Below are 23,825 nucleotides of genomic sequence, written 5' to 3'. Positions count from 1 at the left end.
AAGTTGATGGATGGAAGTACTTTTTATTTTGTAGCTTGGATAGGGTGGATCATTGTAACCTTTTTTATGAAAAAGGACCTTATTCGGTGGAAGTTAGGCGCTTGTATACTGATTTTTATAATTTGCTCTCCGTTACATGTAACGATCGCCTCATTCGTGGTATCAGTAAATGCTCTTTTACTTTGTATTATTTCTTTTATAGGGATCACGCTATATTCTGTCTGGAAAAAATTATATAGCTTACTTTCGGCGCTTATTATTGCAATGTTATATACAAGTTTTCATCTGTTAGAAATATATGATCCGATTTGGATTGTGGTGGATAGAGTGTTTCTGCTAAGTAGTGCTCTTGTGTATGCATCGGTGTTATTGCATGGAGATCGCATATTACGATTATGTTCTCTATATGTAGGGATGTTACAAGGAGAGCTGCTAGTGACATTTATTTTTAGGAAATTGAATTTTCCATATGATTACGGTAGTTTAGCATTTTTTGATATCGTCGCCATTTCTACATTATTCATGGCCATATTGTTTTGGATTGCAAAAGCATCAGTATACATGGAACGGTTTAAGAGAAAAACACGTAAAAGAAAGGCGAGGGTAATACATGACTGAATATACACCAGCCATTTTATGCGGCGTAATAGCGGGGACAGTTACAAGGGTGCTAATGCTTCGGACGGATACGCGGCAATATCCGACGAGGCTACATGGGAAAATTATTCATATTGCAATGGGGTTAATTGCAGCTGCTTTAGGAGCGATTGCAATCCCGTCTATTTTGAAAAAAGATTTTTCTGCCATTACATTTCTTACATTAGCAGCGACACAATTTCGTGATGTACGTAATATGGAAAGAAATACGCTTCAACAATTAGATGGGTATGAGCTCGTACCGCGTGGAAATACATACATTGAAGGAATTGCATTAGTTTTTGAAAGTCGCAACTATTTGGCGATGTTAACGTCGTTTGTGACGACGTTTGCATATATAGGGTTTCGTTCGTGGATTGCTGGAGTAATTATGGCGATCATCGCATTTTTTATTGCGAAAAAATTAATGTCTGGCAGAAGGTTACATGATCTTGTTGATATCGAGCATGTTCCGCTTCGGTTTGAAGGAGCGGGGCTATATATTGATAATATTTACATTATGAATATTGGATTGCCAGCAAGACAAGAAGAAATTATGAAATATGGTATGGGTTTTATTTTAAAGCCGAAATCAATTGATGCGATGGTTACAATCTCAAATTTAGGGCAACGACAAGCTATTTTACACGATGTTTCAGTAGCGTTAGGGATTTATAGAGATTCTGGTACACCAGCGCTTGTACCGTTAGCAAAGCGTGATTTAGAGGATGGCAGGGTTGGGATTTTTGTCCTGCCGCAAGATCAAGATGCAGAGAAAGCGATAGGTGTCATAGGAAATGTACCAACGTTAGAAAGTGCTGTCCATATGTCATCGGAAGCCCCGAAAGGAAGGGGAGATAAGAGATGATGTTAGAAAGTGTTATTCTGGCAGTTATAACAACGACTCCAGAAAAATTTGCAGGTGGTGCTCCTTTATTCGTTTGCGAATCGACAGAGGAACTAGAATTTGTTGCAAATAATTTAGAGGCAATTTTAGATGGTATTGCACATCGCTTACAAGAGAATGTATATATTATTGTGAAACATTAGCAACGTGTGTTATAATGTGAGGTGTTTTGATACGTTGAGAAATATTCTGGAATGCAAATCCCTTCTTGCACAAAGAAGGGTTTTTTACATAATAAACAGAAGCAAGTTGAAAGGATGAAAGTATATGCCGAAACCAGTAATAGCGATAGTAGGTCGCCCGAACGTAGGGAAATCTACTATTTTCAATAGAATTGTTGGAGAAAGAGTTTCAATCGTAGAAGATATTCCAGGTGTAACGCGCGATCGTATTTATAGCGCTGGAGAATGGTTAAATCATGAATTTAACATTATTGATACGGGCGGAATTGATATTGGAGACGAGCCGTTTTTGACACAAATTCGTCAACAAGCTGAAGTAGCAATTGATGAAGCGGATGTTATCATTTTTATGACAAACGGTCGTGACGGTGTAACAGCAGCTGATGAAGAAGTTGCAAAAATTTTATATCGTTCAAATAAACCGGTTGTACTTGCAGTAAATAAAGTGGACAATCCGGAAATGCGCAGTGACATTTATGACTTTTATGCATTAGGATTTGGCGAACCATTCCCAATTTCAGGTACACACGGATTAGGGTTAGGTGACTTACTAGACGAAGCTGCACAACATTTTCCAAAGATTGAAGAAGATGGATATGATGAAGACACAATTCGTTTCTCTTTAATTGGACGTCCAAACGTAGGAAAATCATCACTTGTAAATGCTCTTCTTGGTCAAGAGCGTGTAATTGTTAGTAATGTAGCAGGAACAACTCGTGATGCTGTCGATACACCATATAGTAAAGATGGAAAAGATTATGTAATTATTGATACAGCTGGTATGCGTAAAAAAGGAAAAGTGTATGAAAGTACAGAAAAATATAGTGTACTTCGTGCGCTAAGAGCGATTGAACGTTCTGACGTTGTTTTAGTCGTTTTAGATGGTGAAGAAGGAATTATTGAGCAAGATAAAAAAATCGCTGGATATGCTCATGATTCAGGGCGAGCTGTTGTTATCGTTGTAAATAAATGGGATGCAGTGAAAAAAGACGAAAAAACAATGAAAGCATTTGAAGAAAATATCCGTGCTCATTTCCAATTCTTAGAATACGCACCAATTGTTTTCTTATCTGCAAAAACAAGAAAACGTACACAAACATTAATACCGGTTATCGATGAGGTAAATGAAAGTCATAGTATCCGTATTCAAACGAACGTATTAAACGATGTAATTATGGATGCGGTAGCGATGAATCCGACGCCAACTCATAATGGTAGCCGTCTGAAAATTTTCTATGCAACACAAGTTGCGGTAAAACCACCGACATTTGTTGTGTTTGTAAACGATCCAGAATTATTGCACTTCTCATATGAGCGTTTCTTAAAGAATCGCTTACGTGAATCATTTGGCTTCGTAGGAACGCCGATTCACATTATCGCTAGAGCAAGAGACTAATGGAGAGGATGTGATTTTATGACAAAAATCACAGTAGTAGGAGCAGGTAGCTGGGGAACAGCGTTAGCGATGGTATTAGCTGACAATGGACATGATGTACGTATTTGGGGAAATCGCCCAGAACTTATGGATGAAATTAATACGAAACATGAGAATGGTCGATATCTCCCAGGCATTACATTGCCAAGCACAATCGTAGCCTACTCTTCTTTAGAAGAAGCATTAGTAGATGTAAATATAGTACTGCTAGTAGTACCAACGAAAGCGTACAGAGATGTATTACAAGAGATGAAAGAAATTGTTACTGAACCAATTACTTGGATTCATGCGAGCAAAGGAATTGAACCTGGTACGTCAAAACGTATTTCGGAAGTGATTGAGGAAGAAATTCCAGAGCACTTAATTAAAGATGTTGTTGTACTGTCTGGACCGAGTCATGCTGAAGAAGTCGGTTTACGACAAGCGACAACAGTTACGTCTGCAGCAAAGCGTATGGAAGCGGCTGAGGAAGTACAAGATTTATTTATGAATAGTTATTTCCGTGTATACACAAATCCAGATATCGTTGGAGTTGAACTTGGTGGTGCGTTAAAAAATATTATCGCATTAGCTGCTGGTATAACTGATGGTCTTGGATTAGGTGATAATGCAAAGGCGGCATTGATGACACGTGGTTTAACAGAGATTGCTCGTTTAGGAAGAAAAATGGGCGGGAATCCGTTAACGTTTGCTGGTCTAACTGGTATGGGAGACTTAATTGTAACTTGTACAAGTGTTCATAGCCGAAATTGGCGCGCTGGAAATATGCTTGGAAAAGGACACTCTTTAGAAGAAGTGTTAGAAAGCATGGGTATGGTTGTGGAAGGTGTAAGAACAACGAAAGCTGCTCATGAATTGGCAGAGAAAATGGAAGTTGAAATGCCGATTACAGCTGCTTTATATGACGTGCTGTTCAATGGGAATAACGTAAAAGATGCGGTAGGCTCATTGATGGGACGTGTTCGAAAACATGAAGTGGAAGCTATACCTGATTTACTGTAAAGAAAAGCGACAGAAGTACATTTGTACTTCTGTCGCTTTTTTTATTTTTTGGGTCTTTTCACCATTTTTTCATTTTTGCATAGGATGAAGAGTAACTTGAGGAGAGGGTGAAAAGAATGGATAATAACATTTTTAATAATATTGAGAAGGAAGCGAAAGTAAATAAAGAGGATATTTTTAAATTAGCATCATCCGTGCAAAATGCGAATTTACGTGATGAAACTGTACTTCGTCAATTAATTCATCAAGTGGCTCTTATGGCGGGACGTGAAGTGCCGAAAGAGCAAGAGGATCAAATTGTAAAAGCGATTATTAATAATAATATGCCAACAGATTTTGGCTCGTTAAGCAAAATGTTTAAAAAATAAATTATGAGAAACAAAGAGTTTGTAGATTGCATATGATAGCCATGAAAGAATGGGAATAGAGCTGTTTTTGGGCATATTTGGTCAACCGAAGCGAGAGATACAATCGCTTCGGTTTTATTTTTGTCTAGATTGGTGAGAAATGCTGGAAAACCTATTGATTAAAGTTATATATTCGCAATTTGTAGTAAAATGTTCTTTTTGTATTTGTTTAAAGATTTTAATTTGTTAAAATAGTATAAAAATAGATTAATAAAAAGGGGTGTGTATATGTCAGAAGGGCTTATGAAAATGTGGTTAGCTTTAGGGGCAATTGGATTTATGTTTTTTGCAGTAAGTTTTATTTTATTAAGTAGACATAAAATAAAGAATAAATTTTTGAAAGGGATTACAGCGTTAGTAGCGTACACCCTTATGATTGTGTCAGGAATTGTTATTTTTCTTGTTGTATTTAGTGGACCTGTACAGCAGTAAATGGAATGGTCTCGAAAATACTACATACAGAGCAAATTAGATTAGTATGAAAAGGTGATGCTAGTGAAAAAATTACATATTATTTTAATATTTTGTTGTATGAGCCTTTTAACGGGGTGTCTGTATCCGAAAGAAAATATGAAGCAAAATGCGGTTCCTTATGAAGATCAGCTACAGGTTGTTCAAAAAGCTGTTGTGACATTTAAGGAGCAAAATGATGGGATATTGCCAATTAAGACGAGGGATATGAGTACACCTATTTATCAAAAGTATCCGATCGATTTTCAACAGATTGCCCCGCGTTACATACAAGAAGCGCCAGGGAATGCGTATGAAAGTGGAGGAGTATATCAATACGTATTAATAGACGTTGAAACAAATCCAACAGTAAAGTTAATTGATGTTAGGATGGCTGAACAAATTCAGGAACTATCTTTAAAGCTTAGGATATATCGTGATGAACATCAATATCCACCTTTTAAAAAAGTAATTTCAGATGGTGTATATGAATTGGATTTCAAAAAACTAGGATATAAAGATGTGCCACAAGTGACAAGCCCATATTCTGGTAAAGGACTTCCTTTTGTAATTAATGAAAAAGGAGAAGTTTTTGTTGATTATAGAATTGACTTATATGACGCTTTGAAAAAAAATGAAGGGCAGTTTGCGGAGGGAGAAGATATTCGAAATATACTTTCAAAAGGATCCCCGTTTGTACCAGCTTATTCTTTACCGTACACAGTAAAGGACGGAGAACCAATTTTTTTAAAATGATAAGTCATGAACCTTTCTTTTAGTGAATAAGTTCTAGAAGAAAGGTTTTTTATGTTATACAACTTACGATGCAAACAAAAGATATTTTTTAATAGTCATATGAAATTGGACAAAATTATATGATATATTGTCCGAACTTCTAGAATACCATTATATTATATCAGATATTATAGGCAACGTTAGAGAAGGTATTAGTTGACTATAAACGCGGAATTATTCCCAAAAATTTTGAGGGAGGGAATCACTTGGAAAAGGTAGATATTTTTAAAGATATTGCAGAACGAACAGGCGGTGATATTTATTTTGGAGTTGTAGGAGCTGTTCGAACAGGGAAATCAACATTCATTAAAAAATTTATGGAACTTGTAGTTATTCCAAACATTGAGAATGAGTCTGACCGTCAAAGAGCGCAGGATGAATTGCCTCAAAGTGCTGCTGGTCGTACAATTATGACGACGGAACCGAAGTTTGTTCCAAACCAAGCGGTTTCTATCGAAGTAGATGAAGGACTTGAAGTGAATATTCGATTAGTAGATTGTGTTGGATATACGGTTCCTGGAGCGAAGGGCTATGAAGATGAGAATGGCCCGCGCATGATTAATACCCCTTGGTATGAAGAACCTATTCCATTCCATGAAGCTGCAGAAATCGGCACGCGTAAAGTAATTCAAGAACATTCAACAATTGGTGTTGTAATTACAACAGATGGAACAATTGGTGAAATTCCAAGAAGAGATTATATAGAGGCAGAAGAACGCGTTGTAAATGAGTTGAAAGAAGTAGGAAAACCTTTCATTATGATAATTAATACGGTACAGCCGTATCATCCAGATACAGAGCAATTACGCCAAAGTTTATCAGAAGAATATGATATCCCGGTTATTGCAATGAGTGTGGAGAGTTTAAGAGAAACAGATGTATATAATGTACTTCGTGAAGCGCTATTTGAATTCCCTGTATTAGAAGTGAATGTGAACCTTCCGAGCTGGGTAATGGTGCTAAATGAAGGGCATTGGTTGCGTCAAAGTTATCAAGAAGCAGTTCAAGAAACTGTGAAGGATATAAAACGTCTTCGTGATGTGGATCGCGTTGTTTGGCAGTTTAGTCAATATGAATTTATTGATCGAGCGAGCCTAGCTGGCATTGATATGGGGCAAGGTGTGGCGGAGATTGATTTATATGCGCCAGATGAATTATATGATCAGATTTTAAAAGAAGTAGTAGGAGTAGAAATTCGAGGGAAAGATCATTTATTAAAGCTTATGCTCGATTTATCTCATGCGAAAATAGAGTACGATCAAGTGGCGGATGCACTGCGTATGGTTAAGCAAACAGGATATGGTGTAGCAGCGCCTGCATTAGCGGATATGAGCTTAGATGAGCCAGAAATTATTCGTCACGGTTCAAGGTTTGGTGTGAAGTTAAAAGCGGTAGCGCCATCTATTCATATGATTAAAGTAGATGTAGAGTCAACGTTTGAGCCGATTATTGGTACTGAAAAGCAAAGTGAAGAATTAGTTCGTTATTTAATGCAAGATTTTGAAGATGACCCGTTATCAATTTGGAATTCTGATATATTTGGACGTTCACTTAGCTCGATTGTTCGAGAAGGAATTCAGGCGAAATTATCTTTAATGCCAGAAAATGCTAGATATAAATTAAAAGAAACGCTAGAAAGAATTATTAATGAAGGATCTGGCGGATTAATTGCGATTATACTATAAGAAAAAATCCCTCTCACTGTAGAGGGATTTTTTGTTTTTTTGATTATAAAATAGAAAAATAAACAGTCATTATCTAATACATTGTTGTAAATTGTCAAGTTTCATCAGATTTTCACATTTTCAGAGTAACAATTTCCTTAAAAATATTGAATTATAAAGGAGAATCGTATAATATAGGCGTTGATAATGATTTATCTACATCTTTGTAGTATAGAATTTGCAAAAATTGCCTACAAATGAAAGTAAGACTCATTTTATGATCATTATACAGTCTTATCTTTGGGAGGAGGTGAATGGCATGAACAAGACAGATTTAATCAATGCTGTTGCAGAAGCAAGTTCCCTTTCTAAAAAGGACGCAACAAAAGCAGTAGACGCTGTTTTTGATTCTATCTTAGAAGCTTTAAAACAAGGTGATAAAGTACAACTGATCGGATTCGGTAACTTCGAAGTTCGTGAGCGTGCGGCTCGTAAAGGTCGTAACCCACAAACAGGTGAGGAGATTGAAATCGCTGCAAGTAAAGTACCTGCATTCAAACCTGGTAAAGCGTTAAAAGATGCGGTTAAATAATCCTTACATATTAACAGGGAAGAAGAGTTTCCTTTTTGGGAACTCTTCTTTTTGCTTTTAAAAACATAAATATGCTAGAATGTGTTCGTATCACTTTTAGGTTTTCGGGAGGGCTAGCGGATGGCAAAAGTTAATTTAGAACAAATTGAACATGCAGTACGCCTTATTTTAGAGGCGATTGGGGATGACCCAAATCGTGAAGGAGTACTTGATACACCAAAGCGTGTTGCAAAAATGTACGCAGAAGTGTTCTCAGGTATGCATGAAGATCCGAAAGAGCATTTGCATAAAGTATTCGGAGAAGATCACGAAGAGCTTGTACTAGTAAAAGATATACCATTTTATTCGATGTGTGAGCATCATTTAGTTCCATTCTATGGAGTTGCTCACGTTGCATATATTCCGCAAGGTGGAAAGGTGACAGGGTTAAGTAAATTAGCTCGTACCGTAGATACAATTGCACGTCGCCCACAACTGCAAGAACGTATTACATCAACAGTAGCGAACTCTATTATGGAAGTACTAGAGCCTCATGGTGTAATGGTGGTAGTAGAAGCAGAACATATGTGTATGACGATGCGTGGTGTAAAAAAACCAGGTGCGAAAACAGTAACGACAGCAGTGCGTGGTGTGCTTGAAAATGATGCTGCAGCGCGCAGTGAAATTTTATCGTTTATTAAAACGAAGTAAAGAAAAGCGGGAAACTGCTTTTCTTTTTTTTTTTAGTAAATAAATGATATAGTTTTAACTAGACAGAGTGAGATTAGAAAGATTGCTTACATGAATGGCAGGTGTAGCCAAGTTTTGGTTATAGAAAATAGAGTGTATGTGTTATAATAAGTTTTATGAATTAGAAAACAAGGGTGATTTTTTGTGTGTGACATCTACGGAGGGTATGCGGGTATAAAAGAAAAATTGATGGAGAAATTACGCCATCCTTACTTTATAAACTATATTGAAGAACCATTTATTGATGAAGAAAAGATAGCATTGTTATATGGTGCTTTAAAGAGTGCAAACTTACATATAGAACAAATTGAGCATTACGTAGTAACAATTATGCTTGTACAAATTGCGCTTGATACGCATGAAAGGGTATCAAATAAAGCAGGCGAGGAAGAGATTGAATTCCATAAATGTCGTCAATTAACAGTACTTGCAGGCGATTACTATAGTGGACTATATTATTATTTATTGTCTATGAATCGTGATATTGTTTTAATTCGTGCACTTGCTGAAGGAATTAAAGAGATAAATGAACACAAAATTATGTTATACCAAAAAGCGCATGAAACGACGGATGACATAATGAAAAGCGTAGTAACGATTGAGTCTGCGCTCCTTCAAAAAACATGTGATCATTTTCATTTATCACATTGGAAGCCATTTATCACATACGTATTAGGTGGAAATCGCCTTCAAAAAGAAATTCAATTGTATGCTGATAAGCAACATTCACCTGTTTTTCAAGCTATGCAAGATGCTTTAGGGGATAAAGCAGAAGTAGTGATTATTGGTTGGATGAAGGAATTGAGAAAGAAAGAAAAACAATTTTTAGAAAATCACACAGACATAAATGAAATAAATTCTGTGTTAAGGAATAAATAGAAGACATAAGCAATTTTACATTGGAAGAAGGTACGAGCATGCAACAATCAAAAGAAGAAAGAGTACATGACGTATTTGAAAAGATTTCTGATAAATACGATGTGATGAATTCTGTAATTAGTTTTCAAAGACATAAAGCGTGGCGTAAAGAAACGATGCGAATTATGGATGTACAACCAGGTAGTCAAGCGCTTGATGTATGCTGTGGAACCGCAGATTGGACAATTGCGCTAGCTGGAGCCGTAGGTGAACAAGGAAAGGTTGTTGGCTTAGATTTCAGTGAAAATATGTTATCTGTCGGTAAGCAAAAGGTAGAGGCGTTACAATTAAAACAAGTAGAACTTCTACATGGGAATGCAATGGAACTTCCGTTTGAAGATAATACGTTTGATTATGTGACGATTGGGTTTGGTTTACGTAACGTACCGGATTATATGCACGTATTAAAAGAAATGACGCGTGTAGTAAAACCAGGTGGAAAAGTAATCTGTTTAGAAACATCTCAACCAACAATGATTGGTTTTCGACAAGGATATATTTTATACTTTAAATATATCATGCCGTTATTTGGAAAGATGTTTGCGAAAAGTTATAAAGAGTATTCATGGCTTCAAGAATCTGCTAGTACGTTCCCAGGGATGAAAGAATTGGCTCAAATGTTTGAGCAAGCTGGACTTGAACGTGTGCAAGTGAAACCATTTACTTTTGGGGTAGCAGCGATGCATTTAGGTATTAAACCAGAATCAAAATAGAAAAAAGAAGTTTTAGGTTAAGGTGAACAATATGAAGTTACAACTTATGTACTCTTTTTTACGATCGGATATTAATGTGATAGAAAAAGAATTAAAAAAGACAGTTGCTTCTGAACAGCCATTAGTAGAAGAGGCAGCATTACAGCTTATTGAAGCTGGTGGGAAACGAATTCGTCCTGTATTTGTGTTGCTTGCAGGGAAATTTGGAGATTATAAGTTAGATGCGATTAAGCATGTTGCTGTTGCGTTAGAACTTATTCATATGGCTTCTCTTGTTCACGATGATGTTATTGATGCTGCATTTTTACGACGCGGCAGTGCGACTGTGAATGCGAAATGGGGAGATCGTATTGCGATGTATACAGGGGACTATCTGTTCGCTAAGTCTCTTGAATGTATAACAAATATCGAAATTCCAGAGGCGCATCAAGCGTTATCACATACTATTTTAGAAGTCTGTAAAGGTGAAATTGAACAAATTAAAGATAAATACAATTATGACCAAAATTTAAGAACGTATTTAAGAAGAATAAAGCGAAAAACAGCATTGTTAATTGCCGCGAGTTGTCAATTGGGAGCGATTGCTGCTGGTGCTAATCGTGATACGGTAAATCGTCTATTTTGGTATGGGTATTTTGTAGGGATGTCTTATCAAATTATTGATGACATTTTAGATTTCGTTTCTACAGAAGAGAAACTTGGAAAGCCTGCTGGCGGAGATTTACTACAAGGGAATATTACACTTCCTGCTTTATATGCGATGGAAGATCCCGTACTTCGTCAGAAAATCACATCTGTACATGAAAATTCAACAGCAAGTGAAATGCAAGAAATTATTGATGCTGTAAAAAATAGTACAGCAATTGATCAAGCATTTGCGTTTAGTGAACGTTATTTACATAAAGCTTTAGAAATAATAAAACCACTTCCACGTGGAAAAGCAAAGTACGCATTACAAAATGTTGCAAAGTATATTGGAAAACGAAAATTTTAATGTTTATTCTAAAAAATAAAATAATCTCTCTATTTCAAAACTATTGCACAATTGTGATAAGGGTGATAATATGTGTGTGGGGATATACAATTACATACATAATTCAGAAGTGGAGAGATTTTTTATGGAAAAAACATTTCTAATGGTAAAACCAGACGGTGTACAACGTGCCTTCATTGGGGAAATTGTAGCTCGTTTTGAGAAAAAAGGCTTTCAATTAGTTGGTGCAAAATTAATGCAAGTCACTCCGGAAATTGCTGGACAACACTACGCTGAGCATAAGGAAAAACCTTTCTTTGGTGAGTTAGTAGACTTTATTACATCTGGACCTGTGTTCGCAATGGTATGGCAAGGTGAAGGTGTAGTAGATACAGCGCGTAACATGATGGGGAAAACAAGACCACATGAAGCAGCTCCTGGAACAATTCGTGGAGATTTCGGTGTAACTGTTGCGAAAAACATTATCCATGGTTCTGATTCTTTAGAAAGCGCAGAGCGCGAGATTGCTATTTTCTTTAAAGAAGAAGAATTAGTTGACTACTCAAAATTAATGAATGAATGGATTTACTAATTATTTTGAAATAATTTGTAAACGCTTTAATCACTGTGATAATAGTAAAAAGTGCAAGGAGAATAGGGGTATTCTTCTTGCACTTTTTTTATTTTCAGTTAGTTACGAAGTTTGAGCTGTTATGATATGTTGATATTTAAATTAGGCCTATCGGAAATATAGAATAAGAAAATGGTCGATTTATGATATAATTTCTTTAATATTTTTAGAATGATAAAAGTTAATATAGTGAGATAAATACATATACGAAAAGAGGAATAACGTATGCGATATATTACAGCTGGTGAATCTCATGGTCCACAACTTACAACGATTATAGAAGGTGTTCCGGCAGGATTGTCTTTAGTAGCAGATGATATAAACGAAGAGTTAGCTAGAAGGCAAAAGGGATATGGGCGCGGTAGACGCATGCAAATTGAAACGGATCAAGTGCAAATTTTAAGTGGTGTTAGACATGGAGAAACATTAGGTTCCCCTATTGCACTTGTTGTTGAAAATCGTGATTTTGCACACTGGACAAAAATTATGGGGGCGGAGCCTTTAACTGAGCAAGAAGAAAAAGAGATGAAAAGGAAAGTGACAAAACCAAGGCCTGGGCATGCTGATTTAAATGGTGCGATTAAATATGGTCATAGAGATATGAGGAATGTACTGGAACGTTCGTCAGCGCGCGAAACGACGGTGCGTGTTGCTGCTGGTGCGGTTGCTAAAAAGGTGTTAGCAGAACTTGGTATTAAAGTGGCGGGCCATGTAATTGAAATTGGCGGTGTACAAGCTAAGGAGATTACGTATAGTTCAATTGAAGAATTAAAGAGTATTACAGAAGCATCTCCTGTACGTTGCTTAGATGAAGAAGCTGGTAACCAAATGATGAAAGCGATTGATGATGCGAAAGCAAATGGTGATTCAATTGGTGGAATCGTTGAAGTAATTGTGGAAGGGATGCCAATTGGAGTAGGTAGCTACGTGCATTATGATCGAAAACTGGATGCGAAATTAGCAGCTGCAATTATGAGTATTAATGCTTTTAAAGGTGTCGAGATTGGAATTGGTTTTGAAGCAGCGCATAGACCAGGAAGTGAAGTTCATGATGAAATTCTGTGGGATGAGGAGCATGGATATACACGAAGAACAAATAATGCAGGTGGACTAGAAGGCGGTATGACGACTGGAATGCCAATTGTTGTGCGCGGTGTGATGAAACCGATACCTACACTTTATAAACCTCTTCAAAGTGTAGATATTGATACGAAAGAGCCTTTTACAGCGAGTATTGAACGTTCAGATAGTTGTGCAGTGCCAGCAGCTAGTGTCGTTGCAGAAGCGGTTGTGGCTTGGGAATTAGCGACAGCTTTAATAGAACAATTCGGATTAGATCGTATGGAACTAATTCGTGAAAATATTGAGAAACATAATGAATATGCGAGGGGATTTTAATGGGAAACATACATATTCAAACGAAATCAAAAGAATATGATGTACATGTTGGTAAAGAAGCGTTGTCAAACTTAACAACGATCGTTCAAAATATGCAGCCAGCGGTATCTAACGTAATGATCATTTCAGATGAAGCTGTTGCATCACTACATTTACAGACAGTTATCGATGCATTACAAGTAGAGCAGCACGTGTTTTCGTTTGTTGTACCAAGTGGCGAAAAAGAGAAGTCTTTCGAAAATTTCTATGCGGCTCATACGTCAGCTCTTGAAAATAAATTAGATAGAAATTCTTTAATTCTTGCACTTGGAGGCGGAATGATTGGAGATTTAGCTGGTTTTGTTGCTGCATCGTTTATGCGTGGTATTCGCTTTGTGCAGGTTCCGACAACTTTATTAGCGCACGATAGCGCAGTGGGTGGGAAAGTAGCGATTAACCATCCGTTAGGTAAAAATATGATTGGTGCATTCCATCAGCCAGAAGCAGTTGTATATCATACACCGTTTTTACAGTCTCTTCCTGAAAAAGAGTGGCGTTCAGGTTATGCAGAGGTGATAAAGCATGCTCTTATCGGTGATGTGGAGCTATACCATTGGTTAAAAGAAGAAGTGCAAACATTAGCGGATCTTCATGATGAGAAGTTAATCCATATATTAACGAAGGCGATTCCTGTAAAGGCAAATGTTGTGTCACAAGATGAAACAGAGAAGGGTGTACGTGCTCATTTGAACTTTGGACATACGTTAGGACATGCTCTTGAAAAAGAGCTAGGGTATGGAAATATTACTCACGGTGACGGTGTAGCGGTTGGAATGTTATTCGCCATATTTTTAAGTGAGCAAGTGTACAAGGTTGATCTTGCTTATGAAGATATGAAGCAGTGGTTCTTGAAATACGGCTATCCAAAAATGCCAAGAGATTTGAATGTAGAGCGCCTCGTTCAATTGATGAAACAAGATAAGAAAGCAAATGCAGGAGCAATTCATATGGTGCTTATGCAGGAATATGGGGTAGTGAATGTCGTATCTATTTCAGATGAGACTGTTCATATTGCGTTAGAGGCATTTCAAAAAGATATGGTTTAAAATGATAGCGAAGTGCTGTGAAGTGCTCATTTAGAGGTATTCTCGTAATAGTGACGGTTATGACAAAAGATTACAGTAAGGGGCTATAACCGTATTGTAATCAAATTGAATGAAATGACTGGGGGAAGAAAAATGAGAGTGAAAGAGCAATTGTTAACTTTGAGAGCGTATGTGCCTGGGAAAAACATTGAAGAAGTAAAAAGAGAATATGGTTTATCAAAAATTGTGAAATTAGCATCCAACGAAAATCCATTCGGTTGTTCAGCACGTGTGACAGAAGCATTAACTTCTTTAGCGAGCCAATATGCCCTTTATCCAGATGGATATGCCTTTGAACTTCGGACAAAAGTAGCGAAACATTTAGGTGTAAAAGCAGAACAACTACTATTTGGTAGTGGATTAGATGAAGTCATTCAAATGATTAGCCGAGCGTTATTACATGAAGGAACAAACGTTGTAATGGCGAATCCTACGTTTTCACAATATCATCACCATGCTGTTATTGAAGGAGCAGAAGTTCGTGAAGTATCACTTAAAGATGGTATTCACGATTTAGATGCAATGCTAGAGCAAGTAGATGAGAAAACGAAAATTGTATGGATTTGTAATCCGAATAATCCAACAGGTACATATGTTGAGAAACAAAAATTACTTTCATTTTTAGAATCAGTTCCTAAGTCGGCTCTCGTTATTATGGACGAAGCATATTATGAATACGCGGAAGCAGAAGACTATCCGCAAACATTACCACTTCTTGAAAAGTATGAAAATCTTATGGTTTTACGCACGTTTTCAAAAGCATATGGTTTAGCTGCTTTTCGTATCGGATATGCGATTGGGGATGCGAAGTTAATCGGACAGCTAGAAGTAGCTAGGTTACCATTCAATACATCAACTGTAGCCCAATCTGTAGCACTCGCTGCATTAGAAGATCAAGCCTTTTTACAAGATTGTGTGCAAAAGAATGCTGAAGGTTTAAATCAGTATTATGCATTTTGTAAAGAATATAACGTATTCTATTATCCATCTCAAACAAATTTCATTTTCTTAAAACTTGGTATACCGGGTAATGAAGCTTTCGAACGATTAATGAAAAAAGGATATATCGTTCGTTCTGGTGCTGCATTTGGTATCGATGATGGTATTCGTATTACTGTCGGTTTGAAGGAAGAAAATGATGAAATTATAGAGTTGCTGAAAGAGCTTGTAAATGAGCAAGTACAGAAAGAAGAAACATATTCTTAAGAGATTGTGAAGGCTCCTAGTATAGGAGCCTTTTTTATCGCATTCAAAATAAAGGTTGAAGACTGCTAATTAAGTTATTCTGTAAACCACGGTTTGTATGGCTCGATAATTAGTGAGAGAAGTTATTTGCACGGTCATAAAAGAAAGCGGTACAATAGAAGATGATGGTAAGGTATCGGTGTCATATCCGAACCTTTTGAACAATTAACTACTCTGTAAGAAGAAGTATAAGAAGAAGTATGCTCATTCTAAAGGTTGCGTTCTAACAGTGAGTTGCTTATGATAAATGAACAGAAGAGAATATTTTTTAGAATTAAAGGAGACGTTTATGCAAAAGTTTGAACAAGCTGTTTCATATATTGAAAATGGTGAAGCGGAAAAAGGATTACAATTATTAAAAGAACAATTAAAAATTGCGAATGATGAAGAGAAGTATGATATCGCTCGTTACTATCATACGCTTGGATTTACAGATGAGGCATTAGCAATTACTGAAGACTTACGTTTACTGTATCCAGAAGAAAGTGAATTCACTGTATTTTTAGCAGAATTATATATTGATCTAGATAAAGAAGATGAAGCGATTGAAGTGCTTCATGATATTCCAGAAAATGACGATTTATATGTTCAATCGTTATTACTTGTTGCAGATTTATTCCAAATGCAAGGTTTTGATGATGTAGCAGAGCAAAAACTATTAAAGGCGAAAGAAATGATGCCTGATGAACCTGTTATTACGTTTGGGTTAGCAGAATTATATAGTAGTAAAGGTGAAGAACAAAAGGCAATTACTTATTATGAATCGCTATTAGCGGAACATAAAGTAATGGGTGGTGTTGTGATCGCACTTCGCCTCGCAGAAACGTTAAGCGCGATCGGAAACTGGGAAGAAGCGATTTCTTATTATGAAGCAGGCCTAGAGGAACAAAAAGATATTCACTCATTATTTGGATATGCCTTTACATTATACCAAGGTGAAGAATATCAGAGAGCAATTGGTGCTTGGCAAGAACTAAAAGAATTAGACCCTGAGTACGCATCACTGTACATGTATTTAGCGAAAAGCTATGAAAAAGAAGGAATGCTTCAAGAAAGCTATGAAACGCTTCATGAAGGAATTAAAGTAGATGAGCTTTCAGTTCCATTTTATGTAGAGTTAGCGAACATTGCGGCGAAATTAGGGAAAATAGTAGAAGCAGAGGAAGTTCTTCAAAAAGCGCTTGAGTTAGATCCAGGGCATTTAGGTGCAACATTAAAATATGCATATATCTTAAAAGAACAAGAAAAGTACGAAGAGTTAATTGCAATTGTAGAGCGTGCTATTGATAGTGGAGAACCAGATACACAACTACTTTGGGATCTTGCGTATGCAAAAAAACAATTAGAAATGTATTCGGATGCATTAAAACACTATGAAAGTGCATATACTTCTTTTAAGAATCATCCAGACTTCTTAGAAGAGTACGGTTATTTCTTATTGGAAGAAGGAAAACGAAAAGAGGCGAAAGAAGTATTTACCCAGTTATTACAACTAGACCCGACACAAATTCATATTGAAGAATTGTTATATAATTTAGAGGATTTTTCATAAGTTGGAAGGAAACTGAATGCCGCTTCTTGAATCTAAAAAGAAAAGAGAAAGACAGAGGAGGGACTTAATTGCTATGAATACCCCTGTTTCTGTAAACGAGAAGAAGGATTTTGTAAAATGGTTTTTGAATAATTACCAACTGAAACAGCGTGAATGTGTATGGATTCTGAATTATTTAATGAGTCACGACCAATTGATGCATAAAGTCCACTTCGTAGAGCATGCAAAATATTGTCCGCGTGGCTTAGTGATGTCAGCGAATTGTGTGAAAGACACACCGTTTCACTTTTTTAAACAAAATGTTATGACAACAGATGCTGAAAAATCGTTTCATGATATTCGTTTAAATCGAGATGAGGATATTTATATTCAACTCAACTTTAAATCATCGTTTCAAAATGCGAATTATGTAGCTGTATTAGAAGAAAACCCATATCTACCAAAGCATATTGAAGTAAATGAAAAAGATCGTTTACTTGCAGAAAGGTTTTTGGAAGAAAGTGTATTTTCGTTTAGGAGAGAACGCCTTTTGAAACAAATTGATGAAGCGTTAGATAAGCAAGATAAGGAAGCGTTTCATAGATTAACGGCAGAGTTAAAGACTTTATAGAATTTATTTGGATTAATTAATTTTTACAAATTTCAGACTTTTATAAAGAAAAACTACCTATATTGGGTAGTTTTTCTTTTTTTACCTCTTTTAGTGTGGTTTAATATATATAAAGTGAAAGTTCTGTCATTTGCAAGTGAAGGAGGGAAGGGATTTGAAGTGGATTGTAAAAGATGTAGAACAGTTTGAGCAAGCAAGAGAGTATGTTGATACAGGAGTAATACCGCTGTTATCAATTTCGGCAGCAAAAGAAATGAAAATGGTTGTAGAACAAGGTGAATTTATCGAATTGTTGAGCACGGAATTGGAAAGAGAGTATAAAGGAAGAGTGCTTTTACTGCCTGCGTTTACGTATTTGGTAGAAAGTCAAAAGAATGAAAAAGGTCGTTTGCAAGAATGGACAAATCATTTACGAAGTGAAGGTTTTAAGCATATTGCTTATGTTACAAGTGATTTTTCATGGAAAGAGGATATGCAAGAGTTACAGGGAGATTTATTTTGGTTTCCTTCATTAGCGTTAGAACAATTTAGTGATCAAGCAAAAAGAGAAGTTATTCATGCGCATATAAAAAATATAATGGTGATGTTGGAAGAGAAATGGGGAAACTCGCAATAAACAGAAAGTTCTTATTATTATGAGTAGTATGATATTGACCTGTGCATGAGCGTATTATATCATGATAGTGTCCTAGTTTTTATTTTTTATATAATTTATCACGAGGGGACAATTTCTGATAGAGGGGGGGAAATTTTCGTGAGCGACAAAGAACATCGCGTGTCAAGAAGACAATTTTTAAATTACACACTCACAGGGGTAGGAGGCTTTATGGCTGCCGGTATTTTAATGCCGATGACGCGATTTGCGCTTGATCCGGTGTTAAGAAAAGAAGCGGGAACAGATATGGTTGCTGTTGCGCAAGTAAAGGATATTACAACAGAGCCGAAGCGTTTCGATTTTAAAGTGAAGCAGGTTGATGGTTGGTACAAGTCTGAAGAACCAAAATCGGCTTGGGTTCATAAAGATGAAAGCGGAGACATTGTTGCGTTCTCTCCAGTATGTAAACATTTAGGATGTACAGTTAACTGGAATTCGGACAAAGCACATCCGAATCAATTCTTTTGCCCATGTCACGGGGGGCGTTATACAAAAGATGGGATTAACATTAAAGGTACGCCACCCCTTGCTCCGCTTGATGTGTACGAGTCTAAAGTGAAAGATGGAACGCTGTATCTAGGAAAAGCGAAGCCAAGAGGGGGTGCAAAGTAGATGTTAAATAAAATTTATGATTGGGTGGATGAAAGATTGGATATTACACCAATATGGCGTGATATCGCTGATCATGAAGTACCTGAACATGTAAACCCGGCACATCACTTTTCTGCATTCGTCTATTGCTTTGGAGGACTTACCTTTTTCGTTACTGTAATTCAAATTTTATCTGGAATGTTTTTGACGATGTATTATGTGCCTGATATTAAAAATGCTTGGGAATCAGTTTACTATTTACAAAATGAAGTTGCTTATGGGCAAATTGTTCGTGGTATGCACCACTGGGGTGCTAGTCTCGTAATTGTAATGATGTTTTTACATACACTCAGAGTTTTCTTCCAAGGTGCGTATAAAAAGCCCCGTGAGTTAAATTGGATTGTTGGTGTTCTTATTTTCTTTGTTATGTTAGGTCTTGGTTTTACCGGATATTTATTGCCGTGGGATATGAAAGCTTTATTTGCTACAAAAGTAGGGATTCAAATTGCAGAGCAAACACCGCTCATTGGTCCTTATATTAAAACATTACTCGCTGGTCATTCCGAAATTGTTGGCGCTCAAACATTAACTCGCTTCTTTGCTATTCACGTCTTCTTCTTACCAGCAGCACTTCTAGGTTTAATGGCCTTCCACTTCATCATGATTCGCAAACAAGGTATTTCCGGTCCACTATAAGAGATTGCTAAATTAAAGGGGAAAGAACTAAAGGAGGGAGATTATGCATCGCGGCAAAGGGATGAAGTTTGTAGGAGACTCTCGGGTACCAGTAGCTCGGAAACCAAATATTCCAAAAGACTATTCTGAATACCCAGGGAAAACAGAAGCATTTTGGCCGAACTTCTTGTTAAAAGAATGGATGGTTGGTGCAGTTTTTTTAATCGGTTATTTATGTTTAACAGTGGCGCATCCGTCGCCGCTTGAGAGAATGGCGGACCCAACAGATGCTGGATATATACCACTTCCAGATTGGTATTTCTTATTCTTGTATCAGTTATTAAAGTATTCTTATGCTTCCGGTTCATTTACTGTAATTGGAGCATTTATTATGCCAGGGATTGCGTTTGGAGCATTACTGTTAGCTCCATTTCTTGATCGAGGTCCAGAAAGACGTCCATTGAAGCGTCCTGTGGCAACTGGATTTATGCTTTTAGCAATTGCATCGATTATCTTTTTAACTTGGGAATCTGTAGCACACCACGACTGGGAAGCTGCAAAAAAACAAGGAGCAATTGTAAAAACAGCGCCAGTTGATAAAAATGATGATGGCTATAAATTAATGCAAAAAAATACTTGTTTAACATGTCATGGTGACAATTTACAAGGCGGGGCAGCAGCACCGGCACTGCAAAACTTAACTTTAAAGCCAGAAGAAATTGCTAAAATTGCGAAAGAGGGAAAAGGTTCAATGCCTAAAGGTGTATTTAAAGGTACGGATGAGGAACTGAAGAAGCTTTCGGAATTCGTTGCAAAGTATAATAAAAAATAATAAAAAGCTGACTACAAAATTTGTAGTCAGCTTTTCTATTTAGTTGGATGAAGTTTGTTATAATAGAGTAGGATTTAATGAATGAATTACTTTGCTTGAAAGGTGTTGGACATACGGATTGGTGTACTTGTATGCAATGTTAAGACAACGCTCGGTATTATTATTTTTATTAATTGTTAACATATTAGGTACAATTTACGGATTTATATGGTACGGAAATCAATTGAAAGAAACGTCACCTATATTTTGGCCGTTTGTACCAGATAGTCCTATGGCGAGTCTCTTTTTTGTGTTTGTTTTAATTGCTTTTTTGGCAAAGAGAAACTGGGGATTAATAGAAGCGTTAGCGATTGTAACTTTAATAAAATATGGTATTTGGGCTGTTGTTGTAAACGGGATTATGATTTACGTAAAAGGGCCTATTGGCCTTATGGGCTACATGTTAATGCTTTCGCACTTTGCGATGGCAGTACAAGGATTTTTATATGCTCCATTCTATCGTATAAAAAAATGGCATTTTATAGTAGCAGCTGTGTGGACGTTGCATAACGATGCAATTGATTATTTATTTTGGCAAATGCCGCGATATGGAATTATGCATTTGTTTGTAGAGGAAATTGGTTATTTTACGTTTTGGTTAAGTATTGCTGTACTATGTATTACATATTATTGTTGCTTACGTGAGCAAAGGAAACAATTTTCTTTATGATGGTTAGAACATTTAGGGGGAGAACATGGAGAAAAATAAGAGTGGTACAAAAATATTGGATCGATTGATTACTTTAGTTGTTTCATATAGCATAGCATTTTCTATTTTTGCACTCGCAACAACGGCAGTTGTCTATGGAAAATGGCTGTATTATTTTGAAATTGATTTTTTAAATATTCCTGATTTAGCGGATATGACGAAGGATGAAATTAAAAGAAATTACGATGTGCTTATTACATATTTATCCCCGTTTTATGACGGAGCATTACATTTGCCAACATTAGATATGTCCACAAATGGCCGTATTCATTTTGTAGATGTTAAAAATATTTTAGTAAAGATTCAATATGTGATGTATGCGACAATTATGATTGCAGTGATAGGCGGAATTTATTTATTAAAAAAGAAAAATGAAAAGTTTTTACTGCACGGATCGATTTTAACAATCATTTTTCCGATAGCGCTTATGTTACCAATTGCTATTAATTTTGAAAAGAGTTTTGTATTATTCCATAAACTTTTATTTAGTAATGATTATTGGGTTTTTGATCCTGAAAAAGATCCAATTATATTAATGTTACCAGAAGAGTTCTTTATGCATGCTGCGTGTGCTATTTTATTATTCATTTTAGGTGGTAGTATACTTTGTTACAGTTTATATCGATATTTCGTAAAAAAGAAAAGGATGTCACAGAAAAAATTCTCTGCTTAAAGAGAATTTTTTTCTTTGTAAAATGATAATATATTTTTCGGTCTAGTTCTGTTCTATTCTTGTCCAAATTAACATATTTTGTACTAGTAGTTATAGGGGGGACCGGGATGAAGAGAACATTAATTGGATTGATAGCATTTCTAATTATAATGTTTCCGTTACGTATATATGCTGAAGAGTGGAATGAGCTAACAGGGTTGTTAGACGACTCGTTACAGTTAGTGAAGCGTAATGAAGATGAAAAAGCGGTACAAGTATTACAACATTTCTCGGAGCAATTTTTAATAAAGGGGAATGAAAAGAAGCAGGAAGTAACACCAGATCAAGTTAGAGTTATTTCTTTAGCTTACGATAAGGCGCAACAATCGCTCTCTGAAGAAGGTTTAGGTAAGCAAGCTAAAATTGATAATGTGCTGGCATTACAACTTGCTGTTGATGCACAAGTATCGAAATATCAACCACTTTGGATGGAAAGAGAAAGGAAAGTAATGGATGCCTTTTCTCAAATGGAAAAAGCGATGGAAAAAGAAGATGCTGGGCAGTTTCAACAAACGTTAAATACGTTTTTAAATGAATTCAATATTATTTATCCAAGCTTAATGATTGCTTTGCCAGAAAACGAGGTTCAGCGTGTAAATGTTCATTTATCTTATTTAGATGAATTTCGTAACGTTATGTTAAAAACGAAAGGCGGCCAAATGCAATTAGGGATTATTAAAGGGGATTTGCAAAAGATATTTCACACAGTAAAAAAAGATGAAATTGCACCCTCTCTCATTTGGTTTATGACAATTACTGGGGGACTTATTTTCTTCACATTAACTTATGTTGGATGGAGAAAGTATAAAGGAGAGAGAGAAAAAAGAAAAAGTAATGTACATTCTAAAAATAGATAATGCAATAAATAAAGATATGGATTGTAAGGTTTATTCATTGACAATAGTGGCAGAAGAAAATAGAATGAGAAGTACTATAATTAAAACTTCAATGGAGGTTCATGATGTTTTATTTAATTTACTTCGCGATCATAATGATCATACCGTTGTATGCACAGTCAAGAGTACGTAGTGCCTATAGCAAGTATTCACAAGTTTATTCAACATCAGGTATGACAGGAGCGGAAGTGGCTCGAAAAATTTTAGATGAAAATGGATTATACAACGTAGCTGTAGAAGAAACACCAGGTCATTTATCAGACCATTATGATCCAACCGCTAAGACGGTTCGATTATCAACAGATAACTATTATGGACATTCAGTTGCTGGTACAGCAGTTGCAGCACACGAAGTAGGACACGCAATTCAAGATGCAAAAGATTATAAATTTATGCGCGTTCGTCATTCGTTAGTGCCAGTTGCAAACTTTGGTTCGAATATGTCTTGGATTTTCGTCCTAATCGGTATATTTGCACAAATGTCTGGTTTGTTGTTATTAGGTATCATTTTAATGGCAGCAGGTGTTGTGTTCCAGCTCGTTACATTGCCAGTTGAGTTTGATGCGTCAAAGCGCGCAATGCAACAAATTGAAGCGTTAGGTATTGTATCAACAGATGAATATGGGCAAGCTCGTAAAGTATTAAATGCGGCAGCATTAACATATGTAGCAGCTGCAGCTGTAGCGGTATTTGAATTATTACGTCTCGTATTAATGTATACTGGTATGCAGCGTAGCGACGACTAAAGACTAT

At 36.3% G+C, this 23,825-nt stretch carries 28 protein-coding genes; all 28 read left to right on the top strand.

Annotated features, from left to right (window positions below; genetic code table 11):
• Window positions 1-6: 6 nt before the first annotated feature.
• The 28 genes from AU379_RS16185 to AU379_RS16050 all read left to right on the top strand — a co-directional run bounded on the left by AU379_RS16185 (window position 7) and on the right by AU379_RS16050 (window position 23,818).
• Complete coding sequence (locus AU379_RS16185; protein WP_000349095.1) at window positions 7-618, top strand: hypothetical protein; 612 nt, start codon at window positions 7-9, stop codon at window positions 616-618.
• A complete protein-coding gene (locus AU379_RS16180) occupies window positions 611-1,504 on the top strand; it encodes a YIEGIA family protein (protein ID WP_000141601.1) in 894 nt (297 codons plus the stop codon). Before AU379_RS16185 ends, AU379_RS16180 begins: the two co-directional genes overlap by 8 nt.
• Window positions 1,501-1,686: a hypothetical protein gene (locus AU379_RS16175; RefSeq protein ID WP_000979059.1), complete on the top strand. Its 186-nt coding sequence runs from the start codon at window positions 1,501-1,503 to the stop codon at window positions 1,684-1,686. Before AU379_RS16180 ends, AU379_RS16175 begins: the two co-directional genes overlap by 4 nt.
• A gap of 124 nt (window positions 1,687-1,810) precedes the next feature.
• Window positions 1,811-3,121, top strand: a complete 1,311-nt coding sequence (gene engA / locus AU379_RS16170) for a ribosome-associated GTPase EngA (protein ID WP_001125893.1) — start codon at window positions 1,811-1,813, stop codon at window positions 3,119-3,121.
• 18 nt (window positions 3,122-3,139) lie between these two features.
• Window positions 3,140-4,162, top strand: coding sequence for an NAD(P)H-dependent glycerol-3-phosphate dehydrogenase (locus AU379_RS16165; protein ID WP_030024641.1), 1,023 nt, complete (start codon window positions 3,140-3,142; stop codon window positions 4,160-4,162).
• A 116-nt stretch (window positions 4,163-4,278) separates the two neighbouring features.
• Window positions 4,279-4,530 (top strand): stage VI sporulation protein F, encoded by a 252-nt coding sequence (locus AU379_RS16160; protein ID WP_000369754.1) that lies wholly within the window; start codon window positions 4,279-4,281, stop codon window positions 4,528-4,530.
• 267 nt (window positions 4,531-4,797) lie between these two features.
• A complete protein-coding gene (locus AU379_RS16155) occupies window positions 4,798-5,001 on the top strand; it encodes a DUF2768 domain-containing protein (RefSeq protein ID WP_001289004.1) in 204 nt (67 codons plus the stop codon).
• Window positions 5,002-5,064: 63 nt separating this feature from the next.
• The gene (locus AU379_RS16150; protein WP_000733110.1) at window positions 5,065-5,775 is read left to right on the top strand and encodes a hypothetical protein; all 711 of its coding nucleotides are present in this window, start codon (window positions 5,065-5,067) and stop codon (window positions 5,773-5,775) included.
• Between the two features lie 245 nt (window positions 5,776-6,020).
• A complete protein-coding gene (gene spoIVA, locus AU379_RS16145; RefSeq protein ID WP_000416519.1) occupies window positions 6,021-7,499 on the top strand; it encodes a stage IV sporulation protein A in 1,479 nt (492 codons plus the stop codon).
• 298 nt (window positions 7,500-7,797) lie between these two features.
• The gene (locus AU379_RS16140; RefSeq protein WP_001043860.1) at window positions 7,798-8,070 is read left to right on the top strand and encodes an HU family DNA-binding protein; all 273 of its coding nucleotides are present in this window, start codon (window positions 7,798-7,800) and stop codon (window positions 8,068-8,070) included.
• A 120-nt stretch (window positions 8,071-8,190) separates the two neighbouring features.
• Window positions 8,191-8,760, top strand: coding sequence for a GTP cyclohydrolase I FolE (gene folE, locus AU379_RS16135; protein WP_001151482.1), 570 nt, complete (start codon window positions 8,191-8,193; stop codon window positions 8,758-8,760).
• A 183-nt stretch (window positions 8,761-8,943) separates the two neighbouring features.
• Complete coding sequence (locus AU379_RS16130) at window positions 8,944-9,678, top strand: heptaprenyl diphosphate synthase component 1 (RefSeq protein WP_000332851.1); 735 nt, start codon at window positions 8,944-8,946, stop codon at window positions 9,676-9,678.
• 38 nt (window positions 9,679-9,716) lie between these two features.
• A complete protein-coding gene (menG, locus tag AU379_RS16125) occupies window positions 9,717-10,430 on the top strand; it encodes a 2-heptaprenyl-1,4-naphthoquinone methyltransferase (RefSeq protein WP_001187674.1) in 714 nt (237 codons plus the stop codon).
• Window positions 10,431-10,461: 31 nt separating this feature from the next.
• Window positions 10,462-11,424: a heptaprenyl diphosphate synthase component II gene (gene hepT, locus AU379_RS16120; protein WP_000776077.1), complete on the top strand. Its 963-nt coding sequence runs from the start codon at window positions 10,462-10,464 to the stop codon at window positions 11,422-11,424.
• Between the two features lie 124 nt (window positions 11,425-11,548).
• Window positions 11,549-11,995, top strand: coding sequence for a nucleoside-diphosphate kinase (gene ndk / locus AU379_RS16115; protein ID WP_000415883.1), 447 nt, complete (start codon window positions 11,549-11,551; stop codon window positions 11,993-11,995).
• A 264-nt stretch (window positions 11,996-12,259) separates the two neighbouring features.
• Entirely contained in the window at window positions 12,260-13,432 is a 1,173-nt protein-coding gene (gene aroC / locus AU379_RS16110; protein WP_001269386.1) for a chorismate synthase, read from the top strand.
• Complete coding sequence (gene aroB, locus AU379_RS16105) at window positions 13,432-14,517, top strand: 3-dehydroquinate synthase (protein ID WP_000526812.1); 1,086 nt, start codon at window positions 13,432-13,434, stop codon at window positions 14,515-14,517. Before aroC ends, aroB begins: the two co-directional genes overlap by 1 nt.
• 132 nt (window positions 14,518-14,649) lie before the next feature.
• Window positions 14,650-15,762 (top strand): histidinol-phosphate transaminase, encoded by a 1,113-nt coding sequence (hisC, locus tag AU379_RS16100; RefSeq protein WP_025967073.1) that lies wholly within the window; start codon window positions 14,650-14,652, stop codon window positions 15,760-15,762.
• A gap of 328 nt (window positions 15,763-16,090) precedes the next feature.
• A complete protein-coding gene (locus AU379_RS16095; protein ID WP_001168671.1) occupies window positions 16,091-17,353 on the top strand; it encodes a tetratricopeptide repeat protein in 1,263 nt (420 codons plus the stop codon).
• A 73-nt stretch (window positions 17,354-17,426) separates the two neighbouring features.
• Window positions 17,427-17,963 carry a ReoY family proteolytic degradation factor gene (locus AU379_RS16090; protein WP_001095925.1) on the top strand — a complete coding sequence of 179 codons (537 nt, stop codon included), beginning with the start codon at window positions 17,427-17,429 and terminating at the stop codon, window positions 17,961-17,963.
• Between the two features lie 154 nt (window positions 17,964-18,117).
• The gene (locus tag AU379_RS16085; RefSeq protein WP_000871314.1) at window positions 18,118-18,579 is read left to right on the top strand and encodes a YpiF family protein; all 462 of its coding nucleotides are present in this window, start codon (window positions 18,118-18,120) and stop codon (window positions 18,577-18,579) included.
• Between the two features lie 138 nt (window positions 18,580-18,717).
• Complete coding sequence (qcrA, locus tag AU379_RS16080) at window positions 18,718-19,230, top strand: menaquinol-cytochrome c reductase iron-sulfur subunit (RefSeq protein ID WP_001280593.1); 513 nt, start codon at window positions 18,718-18,720, stop codon at window positions 19,228-19,230.
• Window positions 19,231-19,905, top strand: coding sequence for a menaquinol-cytochrome c reductase cytochrome b subunit (gene qcrB / locus AU379_RS16075; protein WP_000932700.1), 675 nt, complete (start codon window positions 19,231-19,233; stop codon window positions 19,903-19,905). It abuts the gene before it with no gap.
• A gap of 43 nt (window positions 19,906-19,948) precedes the next feature.
• Window positions 19,949-20,716 (top strand): menaquinol-cytochrome c reductase cytochrome b/c subunit, encoded by a 768-nt coding sequence (gene qcrC, locus AU379_RS16070; RefSeq protein ID WP_000554603.1) that lies wholly within the window; start codon window positions 19,949-19,951, stop codon window positions 20,714-20,716.
• 118 nt (window positions 20,717-20,834) lie between these two features.
• Window positions 20,835-21,425: a DUF1405 domain-containing protein gene (locus AU379_RS16065; RefSeq protein ID WP_025967075.1), complete on the top strand. Its 591-nt coding sequence runs from the start codon at window positions 20,835-20,837 to the stop codon at window positions 21,423-21,425.
• A gap of 25 nt (window positions 21,426-21,450) precedes the next feature.
• The gene (locus tag AU379_RS16060; protein WP_000414377.1) at window positions 21,451-22,137 is read left to right on the top strand and encodes a TIGR01906 family membrane protein; all 687 of its coding nucleotides are present in this window, start codon (window positions 21,451-21,453) and stop codon (window positions 22,135-22,137) included.
• A 107-nt stretch (window positions 22,138-22,244) separates the two neighbouring features.
• Window positions 22,245-23,033, top strand: coding sequence for a sporulation protein YpjB (gene ypjB, locus AU379_RS16055; protein ID WP_000831583.1), 789 nt, complete (start codon window positions 22,245-22,247; stop codon window positions 23,031-23,033).
• A 101-nt stretch (window positions 23,034-23,134) separates the two neighbouring features.
• Complete coding sequence (locus AU379_RS16050; protein WP_058839490.1) at window positions 23,135-23,818, top strand: zinc metallopeptidase; 684 nt, start codon at window positions 23,135-23,137, stop codon at window positions 23,816-23,818.
• Window positions 23,819-23,825: the final 7 nt, after the last annotated feature.

This window comes from Bacillus sp. JH7, from assembly GCF_001563515.1.
In the GTDB taxonomy this organism is placed as follows: Bacteria; Bacillota; Bacilli; order Bacillales; family Bacillaceae_G; genus Bacillus_A; species Bacillus_A cereus.
The sequence above is the reverse complement of the archived record's forward strand: the minus strand, read 5'-3'. Positions and strand labels throughout refer to the sequence as shown.

What these genes read in the sequence shown, in the direction of transcription:
- ypjB (WP_000831583.1), top strand. Translation starts at nt 22,245, where the DNA reads ATGAAGAGAACATTAATTGGATTGATAGCATTTCTAATTATAATGTTT.
- AU379_RS16185 (WP_000349095.1), top strand. Translation starts at nt 7, where the DNA reads ATGGATGGAAGTACTTTTTATTTTGTAGCTTGGATAGGGTGGATCATT.
- AU379_RS16180 (WP_000141601.1), top strand. Translation starts at nt 611, where the DNA reads ATGACTGAATATACACCAGCCATTTTATGCGGCGTAATAGCGGGGACA.
- AU379_RS16095 (WP_001168671.1), top strand. Translation starts at nt 16,091, where the DNA reads ATGCAAAAGTTTGAACAAGCTGTTTCATATATTGAAAATGGTGAAGCG.
- ndk (WP_000415883.1), top strand. Translation starts at nt 11,549, where the DNA reads ATGGAAAAAACATTTCTAATGGTAAAACCAGACGGTGTACAACGTGCC.
- AU379_RS16060 (WP_000414377.1), top strand. Translation starts at nt 21,451, where the DNA reads ATGGAGAAAAATAAGAGTGGTACAAAAATATTGGATCGATTGATTACT.
- AU379_RS16175 (WP_000979059.1), top strand. Translation starts at nt 1,501, where the DNA reads ATGATGTTAGAAAGTGTTATTCTGGCAGTTATAACAACGACTCCAGAA.
- AU379_RS16090 (WP_001095925.1), top strand. Translation starts at nt 17,427, where the DNA reads ATGAATACCCCTGTTTCTGTAAACGAGAAGAAGGATTTTGTAAAATGG.
- qcrC (WP_000554603.1), top strand. Translation starts at nt 19,949, where the DNA reads ATGCATCGCGGCAAAGGGATGAAGTTTGTAGGAGACTCTCGGGTACCA.
- aroC (WP_001269386.1), top strand. Translation starts at nt 12,260, where the DNA reads ATGCGATATATTACAGCTGGTGAATCTCATGGTCCACAACTTACAACG.
- AU379_RS16165 (WP_030024641.1), top strand. Translation starts at nt 3,140, where the DNA reads ATGACAAAAATCACAGTAGTAGGAGCAGGTAGCTGGGGAACAGCGTTA.
- hepT (WP_000776077.1), top strand. Translation starts at nt 10,462, where the DNA reads ATGAAGTTACAACTTATGTACTCTTTTTTACGATCGGATATTAATGTG.
- AU379_RS16160 (WP_000369754.1), top strand. Translation starts at nt 4,279, where the DNA reads ATGGATAATAACATTTTTAATAATATTGAGAAGGAAGCGAAAGTAAAT.
- hisC (WP_025967073.1), top strand. Translation starts at nt 14,650, where the DNA reads ATGAGAGTGAAAGAGCAATTGTTAACTTTGAGAGCGTATGTGCCTGGG.
- AU379_RS16050 (WP_058839490.1), top strand. Translation starts at nt 23,135, where the DNA reads ATGATGTTTTATTTAATTTACTTCGCGATCATAATGATCATACCGTTG.
- AU379_RS16155 (WP_001289004.1), top strand. Translation starts at nt 4,798, where the DNA reads ATGTCAGAAGGGCTTATGAAAATGTGGTTAGCTTTAGGGGCAATTGGA.
- aroB (WP_000526812.1), top strand. Translation starts at nt 13,432, where the DNA reads ATGGGAAACATACATATTCAAACGAAATCAAAAGAATATGATGTACAT.
- AU379_RS16140 (WP_001043860.1), top strand. Translation starts at nt 7,798, where the DNA reads ATGAACAAGACAGATTTAATCAATGCTGTTGCAGAAGCAAGTTCCCTT.
- folE (WP_001151482.1), top strand. Translation starts at nt 8,191, where the DNA reads ATGGCAAAAGTTAATTTAGAACAAATTGAACATGCAGTACGCCTTATT.
- menG (WP_001187674.1), top strand. Translation starts at nt 9,717, where the DNA reads ATGCAACAATCAAAAGAAGAAAGAGTACATGACGTATTTGAAAAGATT.
- qcrB (WP_000932700.1), top strand. Translation starts at nt 19,231, where the DNA reads ATGTTAAATAAAATTTATGATTGGGTGGATGAAAGATTGGATATTACA.
- engA (WP_001125893.1), top strand. Translation starts at nt 1,811, where the DNA reads ATGCCGAAACCAGTAATAGCGATAGTAGGTCGCCCGAACGTAGGGAAA.